The following is a 24,585-nucleotide window of genomic DNA, read 5'->3' on the forward strand; positions in this document are numbered from 1 at the left end:
TATGCCTAACTTGAGAAACCGTCTATCTATTTTTGTGGACGGTAACAATATGTTCTACGCTCAACAAAAAAACGGCTGGTTTTTTGATCCCCGAAGGGTTTTGGACTATTTTAAACATGAACAAGCCGATCTGATTTTTATTAATGCTTTCTGGTACACGGGACTCAAAGACCCTCAAGACCAAAGGGGGTTTCGGGATGCCTTGATTAGCCTAGGATATACAGTCCGCACCAAAATCTTAAAAGAATACTATGATGATAGTTCAGGTAGGTATTCTCAAAAGGCAAATCTGGACATTGAAATTGTGGTCGATATGTTTAATACGGTAGATCAATACGATCGCGTAGTGTTGTTTAGCGGAGATGGTGATTTTGAGCGAGCTATTGAGTTGCTACGTTCTAAAAATACTCATATCACGGTGGTTTCCACAGAAGGAATGATTGCGAGGGAACTACGCAACGCTACCGATCGCTATATAGATCTTAACGACATCCGAGACCAGATTGAGAAAATCGACTATTAAGTTAAACTGTTGACTATGGGAGGATTTACACCAATGACCATTCAACCTCACCCAGATCGGGTAATTATTTTTGATACTACCCTACGGGACGGAGAACAATGCCCAGGAGCCACCTTAAATGTTGATGAAAAGCTAGTAATTGCTCGACAACTAGCGCGTTTAGGGGTAGATGTTATTGAAGCCGGGTTTGCGATCGCCAGTAGCGGAGACTTTGAAGCTGTACAACGCATTGCGGAAACCGTAGGAACCGAAAACGGTCCGATTATATGTAGTCTCGCTCGGTCTGTCAAAGCTGATATTGAAGCGGCGGCTAAGGCTCTGAAACCGGCGGCTCATCCCCGCATTCATACTTTTATTGCTACCTCTGATATTCACCTGAAATACAAACTCAAAAAAACTCGCCAGGAAGTCCTAGACATCACCAGCGAGATGGTAGCCTATGCTAAATCGTTATGTCAGGATATCGAATTTTCTCCAGAGGACGCTGGACGGTCTGACCCCGAATTTCTCTATCAAGTTTTAGAAAGAGCGATCGCGGCTGGTGCGACAACAGTTAATATTCCCGATACCGTTGGCTACACCACCCCCTCAGAATTTGGAGGTTTAATTCGCGGAATTAAGGAAAACGTCCCCAATATTGATCAAGCCATCATTTCCGTCCACGGTCACAACGACCTAGGGTTAGCGGTGGCTAACTTCCTAGAAGCCGTTAAAAATGGCGCACGACAACTCGAATGCACCATTAATGGTATCGGAGAACGCGCCGGAAATGCAGCCCTAGAAGAGCTAGTTATGGCCCTCCATGTGCGCCGACAATTCTTTAACCCCTTCTTTGGTCGTCCGGCTGACTCAGAAGCTCCCATCACCAATATTAATACCCGTGAGATTTACAAAACTTCCCGTTTGGTATCTAACCTAACGGGGATGTTAGTACAACCTAATAAGGCCATTGTCGGTGCTAATGCCTTCGCTCACGAGTCGGGAATTCACCAAGATGGGGTTCTCAAAAATAAGCTAACCTATGAAATCATGGATGCTCAATCCATTGGATTGAATGATAACCTGATTGTCTTAGGTAAACATTCCGGCCGCCATGCCTTCCAAAATCGTCTACAGGAGTTGGGTTTTGACCTGTCTGATGATGAGATTAATAAGGCTTTTGTCCGATTTAAAGATGTGGCTGACAAGAAAAAAGAAGTCACTAACTGGGATATTGAAGCGATCGTTAATGATGAAATTCAACAAACCCCGGAATTGTTCCGCCTGGAGTTAGTACAGGTATCCTGTGGAAATAATGCTCGTCCGACTGCGACTGTTACCCTCAGAACTCCTGAAGGCCAAGAGTTGACTGACGCGGCTACGGGAACTGGTCCGGTGGATGCGGTTTATAAAGCTATTAACCGCGTGGTTAATGTTCCTAATGAGTTGATTGAGTTTTCTGTACAGTCAGTAACTGCGGGAATTGATGCGATCGGAGAGGTTACTATTCGCTTACGCTATCAAGGACGAGTCTTTTCTGGTCATGCTGCTAATACGGATATTATCGTAGCTTCTGCTCAGGCCTACATTAATGCTCTCAACCGCCTACAATCTTCCCTAGAACCCAACGCTAATCAGGTGGGCGATCGCCAATCTGTTGTTAGTGTTTAAAGGGCTAGTTTCCATGGGAGAGGGCTGGGGACAAATCCCCAGCCTCCCTTTTTGTCTGAAATACATTTCGGCAGTCCGTAAGTAAATGTTAAGCTAGTCAAAGTTCATTTATTGAAGTTGATATCGAAGAATCTAATATGTTATCTCAACCCATATTTGACGATCGCTCTCTCAGTCAGTCCTTTTATCAAACTCTGATTAAACGCTTCCCTAACTCTCTACACCAGTCAATTCAGGATATTTTAACCGAATGTCGCTTAGGTATGGCTCCGAGTCCAACGGGAGTTAAAACCTTTTTTATTATTGCTCCCTCTGTGTTAATTGGCGATCGACTTCTCCATCAAATTGATACTATTATCGACCGTGTGGCTGACCTCATGGGAGGTGTCGGACAAGTTGCTATTTGCATTCATCCCCCACAAGATATTAGCGATCAACCTACCACAGAAGTTAACTGCGATCGCTCTCCCCACACTCACCCACAATACATGATGTGTAAAATTTTCCCCGTCTTTATTAATAGTTAATAGGGAGGTCATGTAGGGGCGGGTTCCACCGTTAACTACATCTGGGGGTGAGAGTATTAATCAACCCGCCCTTAACCCAGGGTTTCAGTATTAACTAGGTCTGGGGGTGAGAGTATTAATCAACCCGCCCTCCGGCTATAGCCAAATCATCAATTTTGGCATTAAGAAAAGGAACCATCATAGCATCAGCTTATCAGGTTTTGGTTAAATCTGTCAACTGGCTGCTGAAAAATTCTCGAAAATTCCCCGATTTAGATAAGTTATACAAATATTTTTCCCCGAATAATTTTGATATTCAAAAAATTGTTAATAATTGTTGCAAAATTTATGACAAATTATTCTCAATACTTGACGAGAGAATGGGGGTTCTGGTAGTTTTAGGGGAATAATAATCCAGGGGTTATTATGCAAAATTCGCAAAATATCGGCTAGAACCATGATTATCTCGTGATTTTGGGTAAGTTTCTGGGGTAAATTGGAGTTAGCCAATGCACGGGTTTTGGGGTAAATTAACCCCAGCCCCGCAGCCTGGTATTGACAAAAATGACTTTTTGTGTATAGAGGTTTTGCCAAGGATAGGGGCTATGATGGTGTTATAGGTCAGGCCGACCCAAAGTAGGAGTATCAGGGGACTCAATTAACTCTCGTACTCGATAAATAGGGCGATCCTGAGACTCATGATAGGTCCGCATAAGTAACTCAGCCAATAGTCCAAAACACAATAATTGAATACCAGTTAATGTGAGCAAAACAGCCAACATTAATAGAGGTCTGTGTCCGATACTAGCGCCCAATACTAAGCGAAGGAAACTGAGATACCCTCCGGCGGTGATACCAAATAGTAAAAGCACAAAACCCAGCAGCCCAAAAACGTGCATAGGTCGGGTGAGAAAGGTTTTGATGAAAGCAATGGTAAATAAATCCATTAATACGCGAAAGGTGCGACCTAAACCGTACTTACTGCGACCATAGCGGCGAGGATGATGTCGCACAGGTAATTCAGTGACTCGCGCGCCTTCGATAAAAGCCAAAACGGGTAAAAAGCGGTGTAATTCTCCATAGAGTTTCAGATCATGGACGACTTCGGAACGATAGGCTTTGAGAGAACAGCCATAATCATGAAGTTGGACTCCGGTAATTTTACCGATTAACCAGTTGGCAATTTTGGAGGGAAGTAGGCGAGTTAAGAAGTCATCTTGACGATGTTTGCGCCAGCCACTTACTACGTCGTAACCCTTAGATAATTCTGTTAATAAATGGGGGATATCAGCGGGATCATTTTGTAGGTCTCCGTCTAGGGTGACAATGACTTGACCTTTGGCGTGGTTAAAACCGGCAGACATAGCGGGAGTTTGACCGTAGTTGCGACGGAGGATAATTACCCGTAGGTGAGGATTGGTTAAAACCTGTTGTTTGAGTAATTCGGCGGAACCGTCTGTAGAACCATCATCGATGCAAATTAATTCATAGGCGATCGCCGCATCGGTGAAACTCTGGTGAATAGAACTGATGAGAGTCGGTAAACTTTCCAATTCGTTATAAACAGGTACGACTACGGAAACGGTGAAGCTGGTGTGCTTGTCCGACCTATCATCAACCCTGACGCTGCCAGATTTTCCTGGTAAAATATCCATTGGGTATATATGAGCGTTTAGCAATTCCTAGAAATCCTACAACATTCGGGGTATAGTTGACAGGGGAGTAAACCAATTGGTGCGGGTTCGTGGTTCGGTTGATGGCTAGTCAAACACCCTGGACTGATGTTCATGCTAAGGTACATATATCTCTGAGAAGCAGAAATCTTTTACCGTCTGGAGAGGGCCTGTTGGTGGCTGTGTCTGGGGGTCAAGATTCGATGTGTTTAATCAGACTATTATTAGACTTGCAAGGGAAATGGAATTGGCGAATTGCGATCGCTCATTGTGATCATCAGTGGCGGCGCGACTCGGTAGCTAATGCTGATTATATAGAACAGTTGGGGAAAATTTGGCAAGTCCCCTGTTACCGATTAACAGCCCCACAAATACCAAAAACAGAAGCGGCGGCGCGGGAGTGGCGTTATCAAGTGTTGGGGGAAATTGCCCAAACTGATGATTATGGTTATGTAGTAACAGGTCATACGAAAAGCGATCGGGCGGAGACGTTATTATATAATCTAATTCGTGGTAGTGGTGCCGATGGATTAAGTTCTTTGGTGTGGAGTCGTCCTATATTCGGGAGGGAGACAGAAACAAAGCCAATATTAGTGCGTCCTTTACTAGAGATAACTCGTAAGGAAACGGGAGAATTTTGTCAACAGCGAAATTTGCCAATTTGGGAAGATAGCACTAATACAGATGTGAGTTATGCTAGAAACCGTATTCGACATCAACTGATACCAGAGTTGGAAAATAAGTTTAACCCCAAGGTTGAACAAGCCCTAGCCCAAACGGCTGAATTATTGCGGGCTGATGTAGAATATTTGGAACAACAAGCTGATGAATTATATAGGGTGGCTATGGCTCCTGCACTGTGTAATAATGGCTATGGAGTAAATCGCCACCAATTGAAATCAGCCCCCTTAGCCCTGCAACGTCGGGTGATGAGAAGGCTTTTAGAGGAGGTACTGAGAAAAGGGACTAACTTTGAACAAATTGAAAAGCTGACCCGCTTAATTTCTGCCCCAAACCGATCGCAAAGTGATCCTTTTCCTGGTGGTGCGATCGCCCAAGTTGAGGGAGAATGGATCTGGTTAAAATTTCCGCCCCAAGTGGGTGATGAAGCTAATTAATCATTCACAACAGGAATTTTTCACGATGTATATACCTATTTGGCCGGGTAATGCTAAGACTTTAGGTGCTACCTGGGACGGTAAAGGGACTAACTTTGCATTATTCAGTGAAAATGCCACAGCAGTTGAACTGTGCTTATTTGATAGTAAAGACCAAGAGACTCGCATTCCCCTAACCGAAGTGAAAAACTTTGTCTGGCATGGTTATGTACCAGGAATAGTCCCCGGTCAACGATATGGTTTCCGGGTTCATGGTCCTTTTGCACCCAATGAAGGGCATCGTTTTAATCCTCATAAACTGCTGATTGATCCCTATGCCAAAGCCTTGGATGGTGAAATTGGTTATGGTGAAGAGATTTTTGGCTATCCATGGGAAGATCCCGAATTAGATTTAGGCTATTCGGAATTGGATGATGCTCATTTAGTGCCGAAAGCAGTGGTTGTAGATGAGTCCTTCGACTGGGAAGATGATCAACTCCTGGATATTCCCCAACATGAGACAATTATTTATGAAATGCACGTGCGGGGATTTACCAAACTACACCCGGATATCCCGGAAGAGTTACGGGGAACTTATGCGGGTTTGGGACATCCGGCGGCGATCGCCTATTTACAATCCCTAGGAATTACAGCAGTCGAATTAATGCCTGTTCATCATTTCCTATCTCAACCGGGACACTTGGTAGATAAGGGGTTAAGAAATTATTGGGGTTATGACTCAATTTGCTATTTTGCGCCACAGTATAACTATAGTGCTGACCCCACCCCTGGCAACCAAGTCCGGGAATTTAAGGAAATGGTAAAAGCCCTCCATGCTGGGGGTATCGAGGTCATCTTAGATGTTGTCTATAACCACACCGGAGAAGGCAACCATTGCGGTCCTACTCTATCCCTGCGGGGGATTGATAATGCTAGTTATTATCGGTTAGTGGAAGACGATCGCCGCTATTATATGGACTTTACTGGCTGCGGTAATTCCCTCAATGTTAGCCACCCCCAAGTTCTGAAACTGATTATGGATAGCCTCCGCTATTGGGTTTTGGAAATGCACGTTGATGGCTTCCGCTTTGACTTAGCCTCCGCTTTGGCGCGAGAACTCTATGAGGTCAATAGTCTCGCCGCCTTTTTTGATATTATCCACCAAGATCCGGTGCTTTCTAATGTGAAGTTGATCGCGGAACCTTGGGACGTGGGAGAAGGTGGCTATCAGGTGGGTAAATTCCCCCTGTTATGGTCTGAATGGAATGGCAAATATAGGGATACAGTCAGGGACTTCTGGCGCGGTGAGGATAGTTCTTTGGCGGAATTTGCTTATCGGTTAACTGGGAGTTCTGACCTGTACGAGGATAATGGACGACAACCCCACGCTAGTATTAATTTTGTTACCGCCCATGATGGATTTACTCTCAATGACTTGGTGAGTTACAACGAAAAACGCAACGAAGAGAATGGGGAGGATAACAACGACGGGGAAAGCCATAACCGATCTTGGAATTGTGGGGAAGAAGGCGAAACAGATGATCCTGATATTTTGGAGTTGCGAAACCGCCAACGCCGTAATTTCTTGGTGACATTAATGTTATCCCAAGGGGTACCCATGATGGTGAGTGGTGATGAGTTGGGACGCACTCAAAAAGGGAATAATAATGCCTACTGTCAAGATAATGAGATTTCTTGGCTAGATTGGGATCTACCGGGGTCTAATGCGACTCTTTTGGATTTTACCCGCCAGTTGATTTATTTCCGTCGCCAACATCCTATTTTCCGCCGCCGTAAGTGGTTTCAAGGACAAGCTATTCACGGATCTGGGGTTAATGATCTGGGCTGGTTTAATCCAGACGGCCGCGAAATGACTGAGGAACAATGGAATGCTGGATATGCTAAGGCGATCGCTGTTTTTCTGAATGGTGAGGAAATTCCCGCCCGTGGTCCTAAGGGTGAACGGGTGATGGATGATAGCTTTATGCTATTATTTAATGCTCACTATGAGGAAATCGAATTTGTGTTACCAGAAGGTTTACAGGCTCGACATTGGCAAGTTATTATTGATACGAAAGAATCTTTATTGCTGCCAGAAGGACCCTATTACTCTGGTAATCAACCTATCCTAACTGAAGCGCGATCGGTGATCGTTATGCAAATGCGTTAGGAGTTGATCGAAAATTCGGGAGGGACAATTGATGATTGATGATTGTCAATTGTCTTTTCCTTGTCTATTAGTCTGTTCCCGATTTACTAAACTACTCCTAATGGCGATCGCTCAAATTTTTAAACAGTTTGGGGCTTTGTTTCCCAACGCACATCAAAAAATTAAAGCCCAGGCTGATGAGTTGGGGGGCAAATTGAAGGGAATAGAACTTGACCCAATTCCACCTACCAATTTACTACGCCTCAAACAAGCTGTGGCTGAGTTAAAGACACCATCACCTCACCAGGAGTTATTGCGTGCACAATTGTCGAAAGCGATTAATTCCTGGTCTGAGGGGGCAGAATGTGATAATGCTATGGTGGTTTTGGCGAGTCCAGTAGAAGCTATATCGACGGTGTTTTGGGATACTTTGAGTTCCTCAGAACCGATTGAGGGTTTGACTCGCCAATGGCTGCCTTGGTCAGAGCGACCGGAGAATCATACTATTATTATATCACAACTAGAAGAGAGTATTTTGCAACCAAGTCAGGATGAGCGATCGCTGGTGGTAATTCCTGATTTGAGTTGGTGTTTTTTGCGTTGTGTGGATGGTTTGCAGGGAATTGAAAGGCTAGGAGATGCGATTTTTAGCGATCGCTCAAGGTTTTGGCTGATTGGTTGTAACCATTGGGCTTGGCTATATTTAGATCGAGTTTGTCAACTGGGAAATTTGGTCGGTGTGAAAACATCAATTCCGCCTCTGAGTGCGATCGAACTCAAGGAATGGTTAACTCCCGTATGGGAAACTGTAGATATACAATGGCATGACAAATCCGAGGGTCAGGAAGAAGAACCCGATGAAAACTGGTGTTGTAGTGAGGAAAAACGATATTTTAAGCAGCTAGAAGATGTGTCTGAGGGTAATCGTGCGATCGCTGCTGACGCTTGGCTAAATTCTTTGGGTATTTCCCCGCCGCCAGAAGAAGAAGAGGAGGAAGAAGGGGAAAACCAGACGCGAGAAAATCCTGATCAACCTTGGTTGGTCGATCGCCCTAGCATACCAGACTTGGCCAGTTTGACTAAAAGCGATCGCTTTTTACTGTTTTCCTTAATATTACATAGTTGCATCTCTTTGCCTAACTTGTGTCTGACTTTAGGGGAGGGAGAGAGTGCAACTCAAACTCAGGTTCAGAAACTCATCCGTGATGGCTTAATTATCCGCCGTCCGGGAAACAGTGGCGCTGCGCCACGGTTTGCGATCAATGGTATTTACTACCCTCGTCTCAAGCGATATCTCGATAACAATAAATTTCTGGTGGGTGGGGAGTAGAAATGTTAATCGACATTTGGCTATATCAGTTATTGGCCGAAACCAACGGCGAAGCAGCCACTAACCCTAATCAAATTTTGGCCGATATCACCTTTGGGAAAATTATCTGGGGGGTCGTGATTGTTCTGCTGACCTATGGCGGTATTATACTTACCGAAAAGTCTCTTGACTGGCTTTCCGAACAGGTCCCGCTGCGGTTTCGTTTGGCGTTTAAACAGTCTGTACCCTTCTGGCGAGCCTTTATTTTTGGGTTGGCGGGGGTGATCTTGATTAATTTGTTTCTGGACTTATCCTCCACTAATCTGTTGGCGATAACTGGGACTGCTGCTGTGGCGGTAGGTTTTGCCTTTAAAGATTATGCCAGTTCTGTGATCTCTGGGATGATTGCTTTATTTGAAAGACCTTATCAAGTAGGCGATCGCGTCACTATTGATGGTCAGTATGGGGAAATCATCAGCTATGGACTGCGTGCGATCCAACTGGAAACCCCTGATGATGATATTGTCACCATTCCCCATAATAAAATGTGGACAGAGCCGATCATCAATGCTAATAAGGGTGAAGTAGAAGCACAGACCGCCGTTGATTTTTATTTTGCCCATGATGCCGATATCGATCGCATTATCCCTATACTATATAGAGTGGCTCAGACCAGCAAATATACACAACTTAACCTCCCCATTGTGGTTGTGGTAAATGAGAAGCCTTGGGGAACTTTGGTGAAGCTGAGATGCTATCCCATGGATGTTAGGGATGAGTTTATTTTTAAAACTGACCTAATTCGCCGCGCTAAAAAGACTTTTGGGGAGTTAGGCATTCCTTACCCGGTCTTACCCCCTAGAATCACTGATTAATCCCCAAATAGCCATCAGGCTGGAAAATTGGCGATCGCGATTATGCGATCGGATTAAGGGGTTGTCAATTCCAATTTTTACCTATAAAATAATCGAGAATTGGAATTTTAGCCTTCATGTCCAATCCTTTTCTGTTTCTCGAATATGAACCCGCTTTTGAGAGCTTGGGGGATGATTATTATGATGTCGTAGCGGCCGCCTCCTTCCCGCTGCATATTTTGCGTTTCCGTAATGATGAATTGCTGCTCAAATTGGGAATTGACCCACAACCAACTCAGGATCAGGATTTTATAGAGGCTTTTGGTAAATTTGAAAGTGTGACGCAGTTTTTGGCGATGCGTTACCACGGCTATCAGTTTGGAGAATATAATCCCGGTTTAGGAGATGGTCGTGGGTTTCTGTATGGACAGATGCGCGGCCTAGATGGGGAATTGTATGATTTTGGTACTAAAGGATCTGGTACAACTCCTTACTCTCGCCATGCCGATGGCCGACTGACTTTAAAGGGGGGAGTCCGGGAAGTATTAGCAGCAGAAGCACTCCACAGACAAGGGGTGAGGACTTCTCGATGTTTAAGTTTAATTGAAACCGGAGAAAAGTTATGGCGGGGGGATGAACCTTCCCCTACCCGGTCTTCGGTAATGGTGCGAATGAGTCGATCGCATATTCGGTTCGGAACTTTTGAGCGATTGCACTATTTTGGTCGCGCAGATCTGATCAAAAAACTCTTAGATCATGTGGTTGAGATTTATTACCCCCATTTATTAGACTCTGGCGATCGCTTCGTCGCCTTTTATCGGGAATTGGTGCAACGGGTAGCCACTTTAGCCGCTCAGTGGATGGCTGCTGGGTTTTGTCATGGTGTCTTAAATACCGATAATATGTCGATTACAGGGGAAAGTTTTGATTATGGTCCTTACGCATTTATGCCGACTTATGACCGGACTTTCACCGCTGCCTATTTTGACTATGGTAGGCTTTACTGCTATGGTAATCAGCCTTTGATTTGTCGGGGTAATCTGGAATTGCTGCAAAGACCTCTATCAATGGTGGCGGACTCAGATAGCCTCAAACAGGCTTTAGACAATTTCTTTGACTACTATCGTCAGGCTTACCAGGAATTGATCTTAAAAAAATTGGGCTTTGCAGAAGGACAGGTCTCTGAACCGGAAGAATTGATTAAGTTGACTATTGATTTGCTCAAAGACAATACAGTGGGATATCATGACTTCTTCTCCCAACTCAGGGAAGGCTTTACTCCCCTCTGGCGAGATGATGAAACTGAGATTCTCAAGAATATAGGAGATCTGAAACACCTAGTCCCCTGGCGACATCTGTACTGTCACCATTTGCAGTCTTTGTCTGGGGCCGAAATGGAACAGATGAAACAGACCCTCAAACAATATAACCCCACTACCGTTTTGCTCAGACCAGCTATTGAGGCGGTTTGGGAACCCATTGCGGCCGCTGATGATTGGGAACCGTTTTATCAATTACTCAATCAGATTAGATCAGAGTGATTTGCTGGCAGGTGCGATCGCTTTTTAAGCTATAGCATTTCCCGACCGGAAAACAGTCACAGGGTTGATCCTGTCAGGCTGTCTATGATACTCTGATAGCCTGTTGCCTGAAATGGCTGTTTTCCGCTATTAGGTTTGGTTATACATCCCCCCATTGGCGATCGCTTAATTGTTGGAGTCGGGGATGCTCACTATCTACGGATATGGCGTTTTTTAGATGGGTTTTGGTCTAGTTTATGTCAAATCTCGTAAGGTGTAGTTCCTAGAGACCACAGATGGCTTCTCCGTACTCTTATCAGACCCACGGTAACTGTATTATTTAAAAGTAATATATTCTGCCTTGATTTGTGGGACAATATTTATTTTTTGGCGGGATCTTAGCAGTCAAATCTACCTAGATTCTGTTATGGATGGCTTCCCCAGGGAAAAGGAAAGATTTGGGAATTTGCTTTGTCCATTTTTAGGGGATTTTCAGTCCACTTGTTCAGATTTCAACTGTTTGAGCAAGTCTATGTCAGGAGTTGCCATAAAAAAAAATTACCCATCGGCGACATTTAAGTTATATGATCTATAAAATATCCAACAAATATGTTAGGATTGACTAAATTAGAAATGGAGTAGATCAATGCCAAAAACTACAGCAGAAAAACTTCCAGAAGAACCGATGACCGGAAAGACTTTACTACAGAAAGTCAAATCACTCGGACCCAACTACTCTCGTCGTGAGACAGCCAAGCAGTGTGGCTATTACACCCGCACAAAAGATAACCAAACTCGTGCGAACATGACCGAGTTTTATGATGCACTGCTGGCGGCTAAAGGAATTGCCTTAGATCCGGGTCGTTCTAAAGATGGACGAGGCCGAGAAGCTAGTTACCGCGCTTGCGTTCATAAAAATGGCTCCTTGGTGATTGGTGCTAACTATACCCAGGAAATGGGTTTGAAACCTGGTGATCAATTTGAGATTCGCCTGGGATCTAAACATATTCACCTGATTCAAGTTGAACCCAAGGGTATGGCTGATGAAGATGACGAAGAATAAGTAAATATCAGGCTCATCTGTCTTGATCACCAGTGAAGCATTACTCAGGTTGTCTATGGGCGCTTGGGTGTTTCTTGGGTGGCTTAATCAAAACGACGCGGCGAGAGTAAAATGCGGTTGGCATCAGTGTTTACCGCCCTCGGTTCTGCAAGGATGCCCTATGTCGATCGCCTACCAGATAGATGGCGATCAAAACCTAGCTAGGAATCAACATTAGTCCACCGCTGTGGGCTCCTCTATAATGCCTACAGTTGGCAACCTTTTCCACTATTTTAACTCGACGGAATGCGATCGCGACGGGTTCTGATTCGAGGTAGTGGAAAATTCAACAAGGACTCATTAAATTTTGATAATGTGGGGATTTAGGATTGCTCACCTGGTGAAGTGGTGAATCATATTGTGTTGGGCATCCTCACCCCACAGGTTCTGCCATGGAGTTCTTGTGATCTATGATAGTTCAAGAAACAGCATCCATGCTCACCAGAGATGGAGTCCGCTTGGATGCTGATATTTATCGCCCTTCTGGGCCGGGGAAATTTCCGGTATTATTAATGCGACAACCCTATGGAAGGGCGATCGCATCTACCGTAGTTTACGCCCATCCCCAATGGTATGCCCAACAGGGTTATATCGTAGTGATTCAAGATGTGCGCGGAAGGGGAACCTCTGAGGGAGTGTTTCAACTATTCGCCCATGAATTAGAAGATGGCCTTGATACCGTCAACTGGGCTGCTAATTTACCCCATAGCAATGGCTATGTGGGGATGTATGGGTTTTCCTATCAGGGGATGACTCAAATTTATGCTGCCAGTGGCTACCCACAGGCGCTAAAAACCCTCTGTCCCGCCATGGTCGCCTGTGACCTGTATCAGGATTGGGCTTACGAAGGGGGGGCTTTTTGCTGGCAGGTTAACCTAGCTTGGGGAATTCAATTAGCGACCGAAACCGCGCGCTTGCGGGGAGATGAACTCAGCTATAGGGGTTTATATAATCTTTCCCGGCATCTGCCCTTATACGGCGAAATTCCTGCCTCTGCTGAAACCTTTACAAACCTGGCTGCTGATTCTTTCTATCATGATTGGCTACAGCAGGATCAGCCGGGGGACTATTGGCGACATCTTTCCCCCTCCACAGATAATCTCGATTTACCCATGCTGCACATTGGCGGATGGTTTGACACCTATCTGCGGGGGACAATTCATTTCTATCAGGATATGGCTAATCGTAGTTCATCTCCCCAGTATTTGATTATTGGACCTTGGGGACATTTGCCCTGGGGCCGACAGGTAGGTGGTATTGATTATGGTCCAGAGGCTGTTAGTCCCATTGATGAGTTACAGATCCGCTGGTTTGACCATTTTCTTAAAGGTATTGATACCGGACTTTTGGAAGAAAAACCTGTAACTCTGTTTTCTATGGGGGATAATTGCTGGCGAGAGTTTGACCAATGGCCGCAAGGATCTAGTCAATCTTATTTTCTCACCAGTACAGGTCTGGCAGCAATTCGATCAGATTCTGGTTTGCTTTTACCAGAGGATATAATGGCCGTGGAGGACGAAGAGGGAGAGGGAGACGCAGACGAAGACGAACACATTTTACCCGATACCGTGGATGTGTTGGTTCATGATCCTTTCCGTCCCGTCCCAGCCCTTGGGGGTCATGCTACTTTAACTCCTGGATCTTTTGACCGTCGCGCTTTGGACTGTCGCGCTGATGTCCTGACTTACACTTCTGATACTTTGGATGAGGATTTACATTTAGCCGGAAATGTATTTGTTGAGGTTTACGGAGAGGCTGATAGTCCTAGTTTTGACTTGTGTGCTATTTTGTCAGAAGTGCGATCGGATGGGAGTGTCTGGAATTTTACTCAAGGTTATATCAGAGTTAATCAGCCAACCACCCCGATCCGAATTGATTTACAGCCTACCTGTATTTGCATTCCTCAATCCCACCAAATTCGTTTAAGTTTAAGTGGGGCTTGTTTTCCCGCTTATCCTGTCAATCCAGGGACCGGACAGCCCCCCAGTCAAACTCGACTCATTGATGGTCGTATTATTACTATATCTCTGAAAAGCGGCAATAGTTTTATGTCCCGTATCGTTTTGTCAGTGGATGCTGATCAAGATAGGGTTTATTAGGGTTTATGATTGCGATCGCAAAAGTTTAGTAGAAATTTAGCACTGATTTTGGCCTAAATTTATGAAAGCTGACCATCAAAATCATTCAGAATTGCGGGTTTTAGGGCTACCACCAGACCAAGGAAGATGGCTACTCATTCCTTTGGGTATAACCGTTTTACTGTGTTTGGGGACTGTTTACTCTTGGAGTATTTTTAGGACTCCCCTAGAAAATGAGTTAAATCTCACCGCCACCCAAAGCCTGTTACCCTATACCGTGGCGCTGGTTTTTTATGCGCTGATGATGCCAATTACAGGTTTTTATATACCTAAATTTGGGACTCGCGCCACTACAGCAGTTGGTGGGTTTATTGTGGGTTTGGGCTATATTCTGTCTAGTTTTGCTGACAATATTATCACCATGACGATCGCCTATGGGGTCATTGCGGGGACTGGTGTAGGTATTACTTACGGCGTTCCCATGGTCGTTTCCGCCCGCTGGTTTCCTGATAAAAAAGGATTAGCCGTCGGGTTAACAATTATTGGTTTTGGCTTGTCTCCCTTAATCACCGCCCCCCTCGCTAAAGCCTTGATTGATAGTTATACCGTGCGACCAACCTTGCGGGTTTTGGGTATCGCTTTTATGGTGATTATTTTGGCGATTTCTAATATTATGAAATTGCCCCCCCAAGATTGGCAACCTACTCAAAAAATCTCCACAACATCAGTCATTCCTACCCCCGTAGTCTACCCGCCTAAGATGCTAAAAAGTCCTTCTTTTTATGGGCTATGGATATGTTATATTATTGGCGCTTTTGTCGGGTTGAGTGCTATTGGTATTTCTAGCCCCGTGGGAGAAGAAATTATTGAAATCGACCCAAGATGGGCTGCTGGTAGTGTTTCACTTTTTGCCTTGTTTAATGGGGTGAGTCGTCCCCTGTTTGGCTGGTTAAGCGATCGCTTTCCTCCTCGGTATGTAGCGATCGCTTCTTATACCCTGATTTTAATCGCCTGCATTTTAATGATTAATGCTGAGTCAGGACAGATAGCGACCTATTTAATTGCTTTCTGTCTATTTTGGTTTTGCTTAGGAGGTTGGTTAGCCCTTGCGCCGACTACCACCCTGCGATTATTTAACCCTGATGACTACGCCCAAAATTACGGTATTGTCTTCACAGCCTACGGTGTAGGTGCTTTATTAGGAACTTTGGTTGCGGGTAGTATTCGGGACTGGTTTGGTAGCTATACTTATGCCTTTTATCCCATGGGAATATTAGCCGTTATCGGAATCATAGTAGCGAGTTTTCTCCTGAAACCAGACAAGGCGAAACCAACTGATAATTGATAATCAAACTCCCTCTGACTCCCTCTCTGTCTGGGAGAGGGTTGGGTAGCCGACTGAATTTTGTGTTAAATTTAACCAGATTAACTAATGGCGTAGGCTAAAATGCGATCGGCATCTACTTCGGGTCATATATGAGGCTAATTAGATTAATTAGACAAAAGCTGAGAAAGTCCGGGTCTCAGACCAAATTGCTAATCCATTTTGTCCTGTTAGGATTTACCATAATGGTCGCCCAAGCCATTGGTATGACCTTAGGGCGATCGCTATTTTTAGCCAAAGCAGGCGCGGAAAGTCTGCCTTTATTTTTCATCATCATGCCATTAATTTTAATGGTAGTCTCCGGTGGTTTTACCGCCATTATAGACCGCTTCAACCGTCCGCGACTGTTTCGCATTGTCTTGGCGGTTGCTGCTGTCTTAATCATCGGTATTCGGCTATTTATAAACCTCGATTTAATCCCCATTTATTTCACCCTCTATATTTTAATTTGGTTAATCTATATTCTGCAATTCCGCATCGAATTTTGGACACTTTTATCAGACTATTTCACCAACTTAGAACTTAAACAATACACAGCCATTATCTACCTAGGGACTACCGCCGGATATTTATTTGGCAGTATTTTGGTAGCCCTCATATCTGATTTAGTTACCTTAGAGAATCAGCTATTATTGCTCCCTATTTGTTATGGGATATCCATCGGTCAAATCTATTATTTAGAAGCCCATCAAACCCCCCTACCTACCGAGTATCAAAAACCCAAAACCCAGAAGTCTAATTTATCAGAAACCTGGCAGACCTTAACCAAACTATCCCGCCACTATCCCATTATTATCTTTCTAATTGCTAACGTATTTGGAACCGCCCTAGTCCGAGGGATTGGGGAATTTCAATATTCCACTATTTATAGACAAGAATTCCCCGATAAACAGGAACTCGCCACCTTTCTCGGATATATTACCGCCGCCCTAACCGCCATTCAATTTCTGATTATTTCTGTAGGGACAACTCCCCTGATTCAAAAATTAGGAGTTCCTCGGACTAACTTAGTCTATCCGGTCATGTTATTAGGCAGTTTTCTGGGACTTATATTTAGCTATAATCTCACCGCAGCCATGGGAATGCAGCTTACCTATAGAGCCTTATTTTATAGTATATTCCTACCTCTAACCAACCTTAATTATAATGCTGTTCCGGCTAGGTTTGGCGGTAGGTTGCGCGTGTGGGGAGAGGGTTTATTTTCCCCATTAGGGCAATCTATAGCTGGCATAATTTTAATGGTATTTTTGGGATGGATTAACCCCTATCAAGTCGTGTGGGTAGGAGTAATTCTCAGTGGTTTCTTAGTAGTTATTGGTTACTTCACCGGAAAAAGTTATGTCCAATCACTTTTGGGAATGTTACGGTCAGGGTCAGTTAACCTAAGTAGGGTGGGAGATGGCTTGTATCTCTCCAGTAAATATCGCCCAGAAGTGCGCCAGCTTCTTCAGGATAAGAACCCGCAAAATCAAGTATTAGGATTGGAGTTACTCCCTTATCTCGAAAACCCTAGGGATTTTTCATCTGATATTGAAAATATTTGGGTCAATGCTGATGACCAAGTGCGTCGGGCTGTCATTCGGTTATTTACTACTAAAAATATGGGTAATAACCTGGAATTTAAAAGCCTCCTATCTTCCCCTAAGCCTAAAGTCCGCAGCATGGCTTTAGAATTGTATATCGCCACAGCTTCCCCTCTGTCTGCGAGTCGCCTACAAACCTTATTACATGATGAAAGTCCCGAAGTGCGCGCCTTAGCTTGTGTCGCTATTTCTCAGACCGAAATTGATGGCTCAATTCAAGAACTTTATCACCAAGTTTGTCCGACTCAACCCGATATTACCACCCGGAGAGCATTATTAAGGGCGGCGGGGGAAAGTCGTAACCCTCAACTAATTCCTCTGTTAACAGAAGTCCTGAAAAATGCACCCCCAGATATTAAGCGTAAGGGTTTATTGGCTTTGGTGGAATTGTGCGATTATGAACCTATTAAATGCGGACAAATTGCCGCCTCTGAACTTAATCACGATCGCCCTACCGTCAGAATAGCAGCTTTACAGGTTCTCCAAAAAATTCATGATCAACAATGGTTGATCCAAGTTTCTCGCGCCTTGGAAGATGAGGATATCGCCGTCAGACAACAGGCGGCTAAAACTCTCAGTTTTTATGGTGATCAAGGATTAGCAGTATCGCAGGATTACCTGTTTTCCTCCCGTCCTGAAGTCGTGCGATCGGCGATTTTAGCTATTGGTTGGGTGCGGACAAAAACCGCTGAGAATATTCTTTATAATTTTATCCAGCCGGACTTAAAATTGATTAGTCGTACCCGGATATGGCAACTACATTTTGATGCTGATGACCCCCTCTTTGAAATGTTGCAAGTCGCTATCATAGACTACCAAAATTCTATGATTGAAAGAGTCTTTTATATCCTCTCTAGTTTGGGGCAAGAATCCACTGTAAATGCGGCTAAAGTTTTGTTATCAAGTTCCGATAAAAGGGCGCGTTCCCATGCCGTCGAAACTTTGGGTTCTTTGGGTCAAGGGCGGTTTATTCGTCCTTTAATGCCACTGTTAGAAACTCTGGTAACCGGAGAAAATGTTAAGGCTTATAATGGCACTTCTGAGATTAAAAAATACTCGGTTTTATTGGAGGTTTTAGACACCCCAAATCATTGGTTAAAGATGGGGGCTTTGATGGCTTTTGCGGGTATTCCTGGGGCGATCGCTAAATCTGACCCTGACCCGATCATACGTCAAATTGCCCAATCTTTAGTATCAATACCTCAGCAGTTATCAATTTCGGAGAATTTTATGATTGACCGCTTACTGTTACTCAAAAATGTTTCCCTATTTCAAACCTTGTCCTTAGATGAAATTTTGCTGATTGATAATGCTTTGGAGTCCGCCGAATATTTACCCGGAGAAATTATCTTTTCTGAGGGGACTATGGGGGAACGTTTTTATATTATCGTCAAGGGAAAAGTCCGCATTGTCCGAGAAGTTGAAGGGGAGGAAAAACAGTTAGCCCTATTAGAGGAAGGTCAACATTTTGGCGAGATTTCTTTGTTTGAAGACTTTTTGCGATCCGCTAATGCGATCGCTGCTGAACATTGTGTTTTACTCACCTTAGAAAAAACCCGTTTTGTCAGTCTAGTAACCCAGCGCCCCCAAATCCTTTGGGAAATCTGTAAATTTCTCAGCCAGCGTCTCCGGGATGTTAACTTAACCGCCCGTTAAATAGCCTTATCAGGGGTGATTATACATCAAAACCCCTGATAATTATCCCCTTTAATTAGCGGTCAATAACTCCGCTAATCCCAAATATTTAACCCCTTGGGGAGTCACATCAAAACGACAGGGCAGAATTTCGACTCCCGCCGCGATCGCCTCCTTAAATAAACTCCCATAAACCGGGTCTGCTGCATCTCCGGGCGCGAATTTCGGACAATCTCCACGATTAATAAAATACAACATTACCGCCCGATCGCCACCCTTCACAATATCAATTAACTCCCTTAAATGTTTTTGTCCTCTCTCAGTTACCGTATCAGGAAATAAAGCCACATCCCCCTGACACCAGGTAGTATTTTTCACCTCCAGATAAATCAGTTGGTCGTCTCCTTCTAACAGAAAATCAACCCGACTTTTCCCCCCCACGCCATATTTAACTTCTCGCCTCACCTTTGTATATCCCCCCAACTGAGAAAATAAGCGTTTTTGCAAAGCGATCGCCACAATTCGATTAGGAAGACTCGTATTAATTCCCACCCAAGTAGGTTGATGATCTCCCACTTGGATTAATTCCCAAGTGTAGGCTAATTTGCGCTTAGGGTTATCACTCTTCGACACCATCACCGGATTTTCGGGAATACAAACCCCCGTCATCGGGCCAGTATTGGGACAATGGGCGACAATCACCTCCCCAGAATTTAACTTAATATCTGCTATAAGTCGTTTATAGCGCTTAATTAACACCCCTTCATAAAGTTCCCCTAATGAATAAATCAAAGATTCGCTCATGATGACTTGCAAAATAATCCTAAACTGAGTTATAATTTTAACAGTAAATTGGCGAAATTAGGATAGACCCAATATGACCACTACCGCCCAGTCGCCCTCCCAGCCTAATCATTTCCCCACTTTAGAAGCCATCCGATATGGATTACCTAATATTTGCGGTTGGGAAGCAGATATCACCGCCGTAGTGAATCATAGCGATCGCCTTTTTCAACCCCTTAGCCACCTCAACCTAGACCAAATTACCGCCGGATTTGCTTGCGCCCTCCATATGCACCAACCCACCATTCCAGCGGGCGAAAATGGCGCATTAATTAGCAACCTGCAATATATGTTTGAACACCCCCACCAAGGCGATAATCATAACGCCGAACCCTTCGCCTGGTGTTATAAACGTATGGGGGAATTTATCCCGGAATTAGTAGCCAATGGCTGTCATCCTCGGATTATGTTAGACTATTCCGGTAACTTGCTATGGGGACTGCAACAAATCGGGCGAAATGATATCCTAGACACCCTCAAAAATATTACCTGTAACCCCCAATACTGGGTGAATGTGGAATGGTTGGGTACTATGTGGAGTCATGCAGTCATTCCCTCCACTCCAATTCGTGATATCAAATTACATATTCAGGCTTGGCAACATCATTTTGCCGCTATTTTTGGCAAGGATGCTTTAGCCAGAGTCAAAGGTTTTTCACCCCCAGAAATGCACCTACCCAACCATCCTGATACACTCTATGAATATATTAAATCCCTCAAAGAATGTGGTTATCAATGGTTAATGGTGCAGGAACATTCGGTAGAACGCCTAGACGGTTCCCCACTGCATCATGATGATAAATATATTCCCAATCGTTTAATCGCCCGCAATTCTCAGGGAGAAACAGTTAGTATAATTGCCTTAATTAAAACCCAGGGTTCTGATACTAAATTAGTCGCGCAAATGCAACCCTATCATGAAGCCAAGGGTCGGGGATTACAAAAATTAGGGGAATACATGGTTCCCAGTTGTGTGACTCAAATTGCTGACGGGGAAAATGGCGGCGTGATGATGAATGAATACCCTAGGGATTTTATCCCTCTCTGGTCTCAGATTAAAAATAATGGTCGGGGAACTCCTGGGGTTGTAGGTTTAAATGGTACGGAATATTTAGAATTGTTAGAAGCGGCGGGAGTGAAGCCAGAAGACTACCCGACTTGTCAGGCGATACAACAGCATCGAATTTGGGAAAAGGTAGACTCTGTTACGCCGGAAGCTGTGCAAAATGCGATCGCTCATTTACAGGAAACAGACCCCCAATTTCATATAGATGGTGCATCGTGGACTAATCATCTAAGCTGGGTAAAAGGATATGAAAACGTATTGGAACCCATGAACCAACTTAGTGCTGATTTTCACCGCAAATATGACCCCCTAGTTAACCAAGACCCGACCACAACCCGCCAACCAGACTATCAGCAAGCCTTATTATATAACCTACTATTACAAACGAGTTGTTTTCGCTATTGGGGACAGGGAATGTGGACTGACTACGCCCGAGCAATTTACGAAAGAGGTCAACAGTTAATTAATGGATAATGAAACTCTTATCTCCCCAACAGGGATAGGCACTCGGTAATTAATTATTAATTACATAAGAGGTCAACAGTTAATTAATGGATAATGAAACTCCCTCTTAGTCTCCCCAACAGGGATAGGCACAATGTAGGGGCGGGTTCCACGGTCAATTAAATCTCGGACCAGAAGATGAAAAAACCCGCCCTCACCTCACCCACGGTCAATTAAATCTCCGACCAGAAGATGAAAAAACCCGCCCTCACCTCACCCACGGTCAATTAAATCTCGGACCAGAAGATGAAAAAACCCGCCCACTCGGCAAATAATTATTAATTATTAATTATTAATTATTAATTACTTAGCTTTTCTTTTTGTCGTATTCACGTTTGAGTAAGCCAGCGATACCGAAGGCTAAACCAGTTCCCAAAATAGTGAAAGGTTCTGGAACCGCAGTAGTCTCAAAATCAAATTGTGCAGTGTTGTTGGTTTGGTCAATTCTAATTAAGCCTTGAAAACCACCTGTCCCTCTAAGTTGATTATCGCTTTTAAATAGTGCTTCAGCGGCGATATTAACAAACCTCATACTACCGAACATAGAGTCACTAACAATGCTAATTGATCTTAAATCCATAGACCATTCAGACAAACCGCCCAGACCGTCATCAAAGCGCAAGAAATCAATCACTTGATTGGTGTTCCCGAAGTCTGTATCTCTAATGATATAACGAGAGTCAATTGCTGAATTAGTGGTATAGTCAACAAAAACCCCTGTAGCTGTATGGTTATCGATACCAAAATTACCAGTAGTACCTCCGGCATTACCAGCATGATCTAGGAAGTCGAAATTTAGGGAGGTGCTATTATCACCAATTACGGTAAAAATGGAGTTGGCGGTAAAGCGATCGCCAGGGGAAAAAGTCAAGGCTTCAGCGGGTGCGGCAGCTAGGAATGATAAACTAGCAATGGATAGAGAAACTGTGGCACATTGGACCTGATGTTGTAGTTTCATCTTCTGTCAACCCTATTTTCCTAAAAGAATTATGTTTTCAGTATGGCAACTCTCATGGCTGATGTCTAGCATAATTCGTGCATTTTATCAACACATTACAAAAAATTAGGGTCAACCTTTATATATGGGGGGGTTTTGTGAAGCACCATCCGTGAAATCAGGGATGACCCCAAACCAAAAGCAAACCCGCCCCCAGGGTTGATGTTTCAGATAGGCAGGTTCACTATATGTTATGTGCTACAAAACCTTAACAAGCTGTTGATAACCTTAGCTTTCCTTTTTGGAGGGTTGACGTTTCAGTAAGCCAGCCATCATTCCGAAAGCGACTCCAGCGCCAAGTAAGGTCATGGGTTCTGGGACAGAAGTAACCTCAAAATCAAATTGTGCGGTATTGAATTCGCGGTCAATTCGGATCAAGCCTTGGTAGCCGCCGCCACCTTGTGCCACATTATCACCTCTAAATAGGGCGGTGGCATAAATATCCACAAACCGCATATTACTAAAGGCAGTATCGCTGACGACATTGATGGATGTCAAATCCATAGACCACTCAGACAAACCGCCAAGACCATCATTAAAGGTCAAGAAGTTGGCTACTTGAGTGGCGCTACCAAAGTCAACGTTTTGAATGGTATATTCTGAGCGAACTTGGGAACCTGTGGTGTAGTCAACAAAAGAACCCACAGCAGTAAAGTTATCAATGCCGAAGTTCCCCGGCCCACCAGTGTTGCCGTCTACGTCGAGGAAGTCAAAAAATAGAGATGTGGAAGAATCTCCGACTAATGTAAATTGGGCATTGGCGGTAAAGCGATCGCCAATATTAAAGGTAACAGCTTCAGCGGGTGAGCTAGTCAAAACAGATACACCGGCAATAGATGCAGCCAGGATCGCGAATTTAATTTGGTTTGGTAAAGTCATCTCTGGTGTGTGTCCTATGTTAATAACTTGCTATAACTACATTCTGGCAAGTCCCCACAGCTACTGTCTACCGCTAAAAGCTGATTTTACGAAGACATTACATAAAAATACGGTTCAGCTTTACATCAAAGGGGGTTTTGTAAAGCATGACCCGTAAAATTACTGATGCGCCCCAGTCTCTGTGGCTAAAAATACTGGCATGACTAATGGGGACAACAGAGACGCGCTTAGGCTTTGAGGCTAGATTTCTTTTTCTTCTTGTCGTGTTCACGCTTGAACATACTGCCAAAACCCAAAGCCATACCTGTACCCAAAATAGTCAAAGGTTCGGGGACTTGTTCGACATTACCTACACCGCCGCCTGCGCCAGCTAATTCAAAGCTACCGTCAGTAGTTTGGAATTTAACCGGAAAATCAAGGAGGTTCGCACCAATGGTAGTAGTTCCGTTGGTAAAGTCGCCTCCAATCCTTAATCGTAGACTATCAGATGCACCAGCGGCTAAAGCACTATTCTGGGAACCACCATTACAACCCTGGGTGAAAATACAGATGTCAATTTGTTTAAAGCCACCAGGGAAAGTTTGTTGACCGCTCCTAACTTGAGCGCCAGTGAAGTTATTGCCACTTTGTAGCAGTTGAACACTGGTGGCGTTGGGGTCAATACCGAATCCAAAACTAACAATACCAGCCTCGGTAAATGTTTGGGTGAGTGCTGTGGTGTTGCTAATATTGATGGTCAAGTCCAGATAGTCACTGGTAAAGCTATCAACCTTAAAGGTAGAAAATGCACTCAAGTCTTGACTAAGGCCGCCGGAACCATCAAAGTTTCGATCCAGGAACCAGTCAATCTGAAAGGTTGCTCCGATATCATTGGTGGTAACCCCCACCTGCCACAGGTCTTGTTGGGGGTTTCCGGCTTGACCTCCGGTTTGGGTAATATTAAAAGCGGCGGCGGGTAAAAATGCGGAAGAAACTATGGCTACACTGGTGGCTAATAAAGCTGTCCCAAATAAATAATTGGTTTTCATGGGCGGGAATAGGTTTTAGTTAGAAGGATGTTTGTAGTAATCAAAAATATTAACTACATAAGTAATATATAGGTGGAATTGAAGGAAAACAGAAGACGATCGCAGGCAATTTGTCCATATTTTTACAAAGTCGATCGCTTATCTTTACATAATATAGTCAATTGTAAATCTTTGACAGGATGATTGACTAATCACTAAATATGTG

The 24,585-nt window shown here is 44.1% G+C and carries 19 protein-coding genes; 14 read left to right on the top strand and 5 right to left on the bottom strand.

Annotated features, from left to right (window positions below; genetic code table 11):
* Position 1 precedes the first annotated feature (1 nt).
* The 4 genes from NLZ44_RS17465 to NLZ44_RS17480 all read left to right on the top strand — a co-directional run bounded on the left by NLZ44_RS17465 (position 2) and on the right by NLZ44_RS17480 (position 3,089).
* Positions 2–523, top strand: coding sequence for a LabA-like NYN domain-containing protein (locus NLZ44_RS17465; protein WP_006618367.1), 522 nt, complete (start codon positions 2–4; stop codon positions 521–523).
* A gap of 33 nt (positions 524–556) precedes the next feature.
* Positions 557–2,173, top strand: coding sequence for a 2-isopropylmalate synthase (locus tag NLZ44_RS17470; RefSeq protein ID WP_046319062.1), 1,617 nt, complete (start codon positions 557–559; stop codon positions 2,171–2,173).
* A 137-nt stretch (positions 2,174–2,310) separates the two neighbouring features.
* Positions 2,311–2,700 carry a hypothetical protein gene (locus NLZ44_RS17475; RefSeq protein ID WP_008056464.1) on the top strand — a complete coding sequence of 130 codons (390 nt, stop codon included), beginning with the start codon at positions 2,311–2,313 and terminating at the stop codon, positions 2,698–2,700.
* Between the two features lie 155 nt (positions 2,701–2,855).
* The gene (locus NLZ44_RS17480) at positions 2,856–3,089 is read left to right on the top strand and encodes a hypothetical protein (protein WP_008056462.1); all 234 of its coding nucleotides are present in this window, start codon (positions 2,856–2,858) and stop codon (positions 3,087–3,089) included.
* Positions 3,090–3,293: 204 nt separating this feature from the next.
* Here NLZ44_RS17480 and NLZ44_RS17485 read toward each other — a convergent pair whose 3' ends face one another.
* Positions 3,294–4,334, bottom strand: coding sequence for a glycosyltransferase family 2 protein (locus NLZ44_RS17485; RefSeq protein ID WP_008056460.1), 1,041 nt, complete (start codon positions 4,332–4,334; stop codon positions 3,294–3,296).
* A gap of 101 nt (positions 4,335–4,435) precedes the next feature.
* On the opposite strand from NLZ44_RS17485, the gene tilS reads away from it, so the two are divergent.
* From tilS to NLZ44_RS17530, 9 genes are all read left to right on the top strand, one after another.
* The gene (gene tilS / locus NLZ44_RS17490; protein ID WP_493750595.1) at positions 4,436–5,470 is read left to right on the top strand and encodes a tRNA lysidine(34) synthetase TilS; all 1,035 of its coding nucleotides are present in this window, start codon (positions 4,436–4,438) and stop codon (positions 5,468–5,470) included.
* A gap of 25 nt (positions 5,471–5,495) precedes the next feature.
* Positions 5,496–7,619, top strand: coding sequence for a glycogen debranching protein GlgX (glgX, locus tag NLZ44_RS17495; protein ID WP_315639163.1), 2,124 nt, complete (start codon positions 5,496–5,498; stop codon positions 7,617–7,619).
* A gap of 31 nt (positions 7,620–7,650) precedes the next feature.
* Entirely contained in the window at positions 7,651–8,928 is a 1,278-nt protein-coding gene (locus tag NLZ44_RS17500; RefSeq protein ID WP_493750596.1) for a MarR family transcriptional regulator, read from the top strand.
* A 2-nt stretch (positions 8,929–8,930) separates the two neighbouring features.
* Entirely contained in the window at positions 8,931–9,782 is an 852-nt protein-coding gene (locus NLZ44_RS17505) for a mechanosensitive ion channel family protein (protein ID WP_493750597.1), read from the top strand.
* Between the two features lie 116 nt (positions 9,783–9,898).
* Positions 9,899–11,302, top strand: a complete 1,404-nt coding sequence (locus NLZ44_RS17510; RefSeq protein ID WP_111891619.1) for a protein adenylyltransferase SelO — start codon at positions 9,899–9,901, stop codon at positions 11,300–11,302.
* A 625-nt stretch (positions 11,303–11,927) separates the two neighbouring features.
* Positions 11,928–12,344, top strand: coding sequence for an AbrB family transcriptional regulator (locus NLZ44_RS17515; RefSeq protein WP_493750598.1), 417 nt, complete (start codon positions 11,928–11,930; stop codon positions 12,342–12,344).
* A gap of 449 nt (positions 12,345–12,793) precedes the next feature.
* Complete coding sequence (locus NLZ44_RS17520; protein WP_493750599.1) at positions 12,794–14,482, top strand: CocE/NonD family hydrolase; 1,689 nt, start codon at positions 12,794–12,796, stop codon at positions 14,480–14,482.
* Positions 14,483–14,543: 61 nt separating this feature from the next.
* A complete protein-coding gene (locus NLZ44_RS17525; RefSeq protein ID WP_493750600.1) occupies positions 14,544–15,806 on the top strand; it encodes an L-lactate MFS transporter in 1,263 nt (420 codons plus the stop codon).
* Between the two features lie 131 nt (positions 15,807–15,937).
* Positions 15,938–19,084: a HEAT repeat domain-containing protein gene (locus NLZ44_RS17530; RefSeq protein ID WP_493750601.1), complete on the top strand. Its 3,147-nt coding sequence runs from the start codon at positions 15,938–15,940 to the stop codon at positions 19,082–19,084.
* A 51-nt stretch (positions 19,085–19,135) separates the two neighbouring features.
* Here the strand turns inward: NLZ44_RS17530 and sfsA are convergent, their stop codons facing one another.
* Positions 19,136–19,867 carry a DNA/RNA nuclease SfsA gene (gene sfsA, locus NLZ44_RS17535; RefSeq protein WP_493750602.1) on the bottom strand — a complete coding sequence of 244 codons (732 nt, stop codon included), beginning with the start codon at positions 19,865–19,867 and terminating at the stop codon, positions 19,136–19,138.
* Positions 19,868–19,940: 73 nt separating this feature from the next.
* Between sfsA and NLZ44_RS17540 the strand changes: the two genes are divergently transcribed.
* On the top strand, positions 19,941–21,446 hold the full coding sequence (locus tag NLZ44_RS17540; protein WP_493750603.1) for a glycosyl hydrolase family 57: 1,506 nt from the start codon (positions 19,941–19,943) through the stop codon (positions 21,444–21,446).
* A gap of 337 nt (positions 21,447–21,783) precedes the next feature.
* Here the strand turns inward: NLZ44_RS17540 and NLZ44_RS17545 are convergent, their stop codons facing one another.
* The 3 genes from NLZ44_RS17545 to NLZ44_RS17555 all read right to left on the bottom strand — a co-directional run bounded on the left by NLZ44_RS17545 (position 21,784) and on the right by NLZ44_RS17555 (position 24,380).
* The gene (locus NLZ44_RS17545) at positions 21,784–22,434 is read right to left on the bottom strand and encodes a PEP-CTERM sorting domain-containing protein (protein WP_493750604.1); all 651 of its coding nucleotides are present in this window, start codon (positions 22,432–22,434) and stop codon (positions 21,784–21,786) included.
* Between the two features lie 267 nt (positions 22,435–22,701).
* Positions 22,702–23,352, bottom strand: a complete 651-nt coding sequence (locus NLZ44_RS17550) for a PEP-CTERM sorting domain-containing protein (RefSeq protein ID WP_493750605.1) — start codon at positions 23,350–23,352, stop codon at positions 22,702–22,704.
* Between the two features lie 227 nt (positions 23,353–23,579).
* Positions 23,580–24,380: a cistern family PEP-CTERM protein gene (locus NLZ44_RS17555; RefSeq protein WP_493750606.1), complete on the bottom strand. Its 801-nt coding sequence runs from the start codon at positions 24,378–24,380 to the stop codon at positions 23,580–23,582.
* Positions 24,381–24,585 lie beyond the last annotated feature (205 nt).

It is taken from the genome of Arthrospira sp. PCC 9901 (assembly GCF_059013425.1).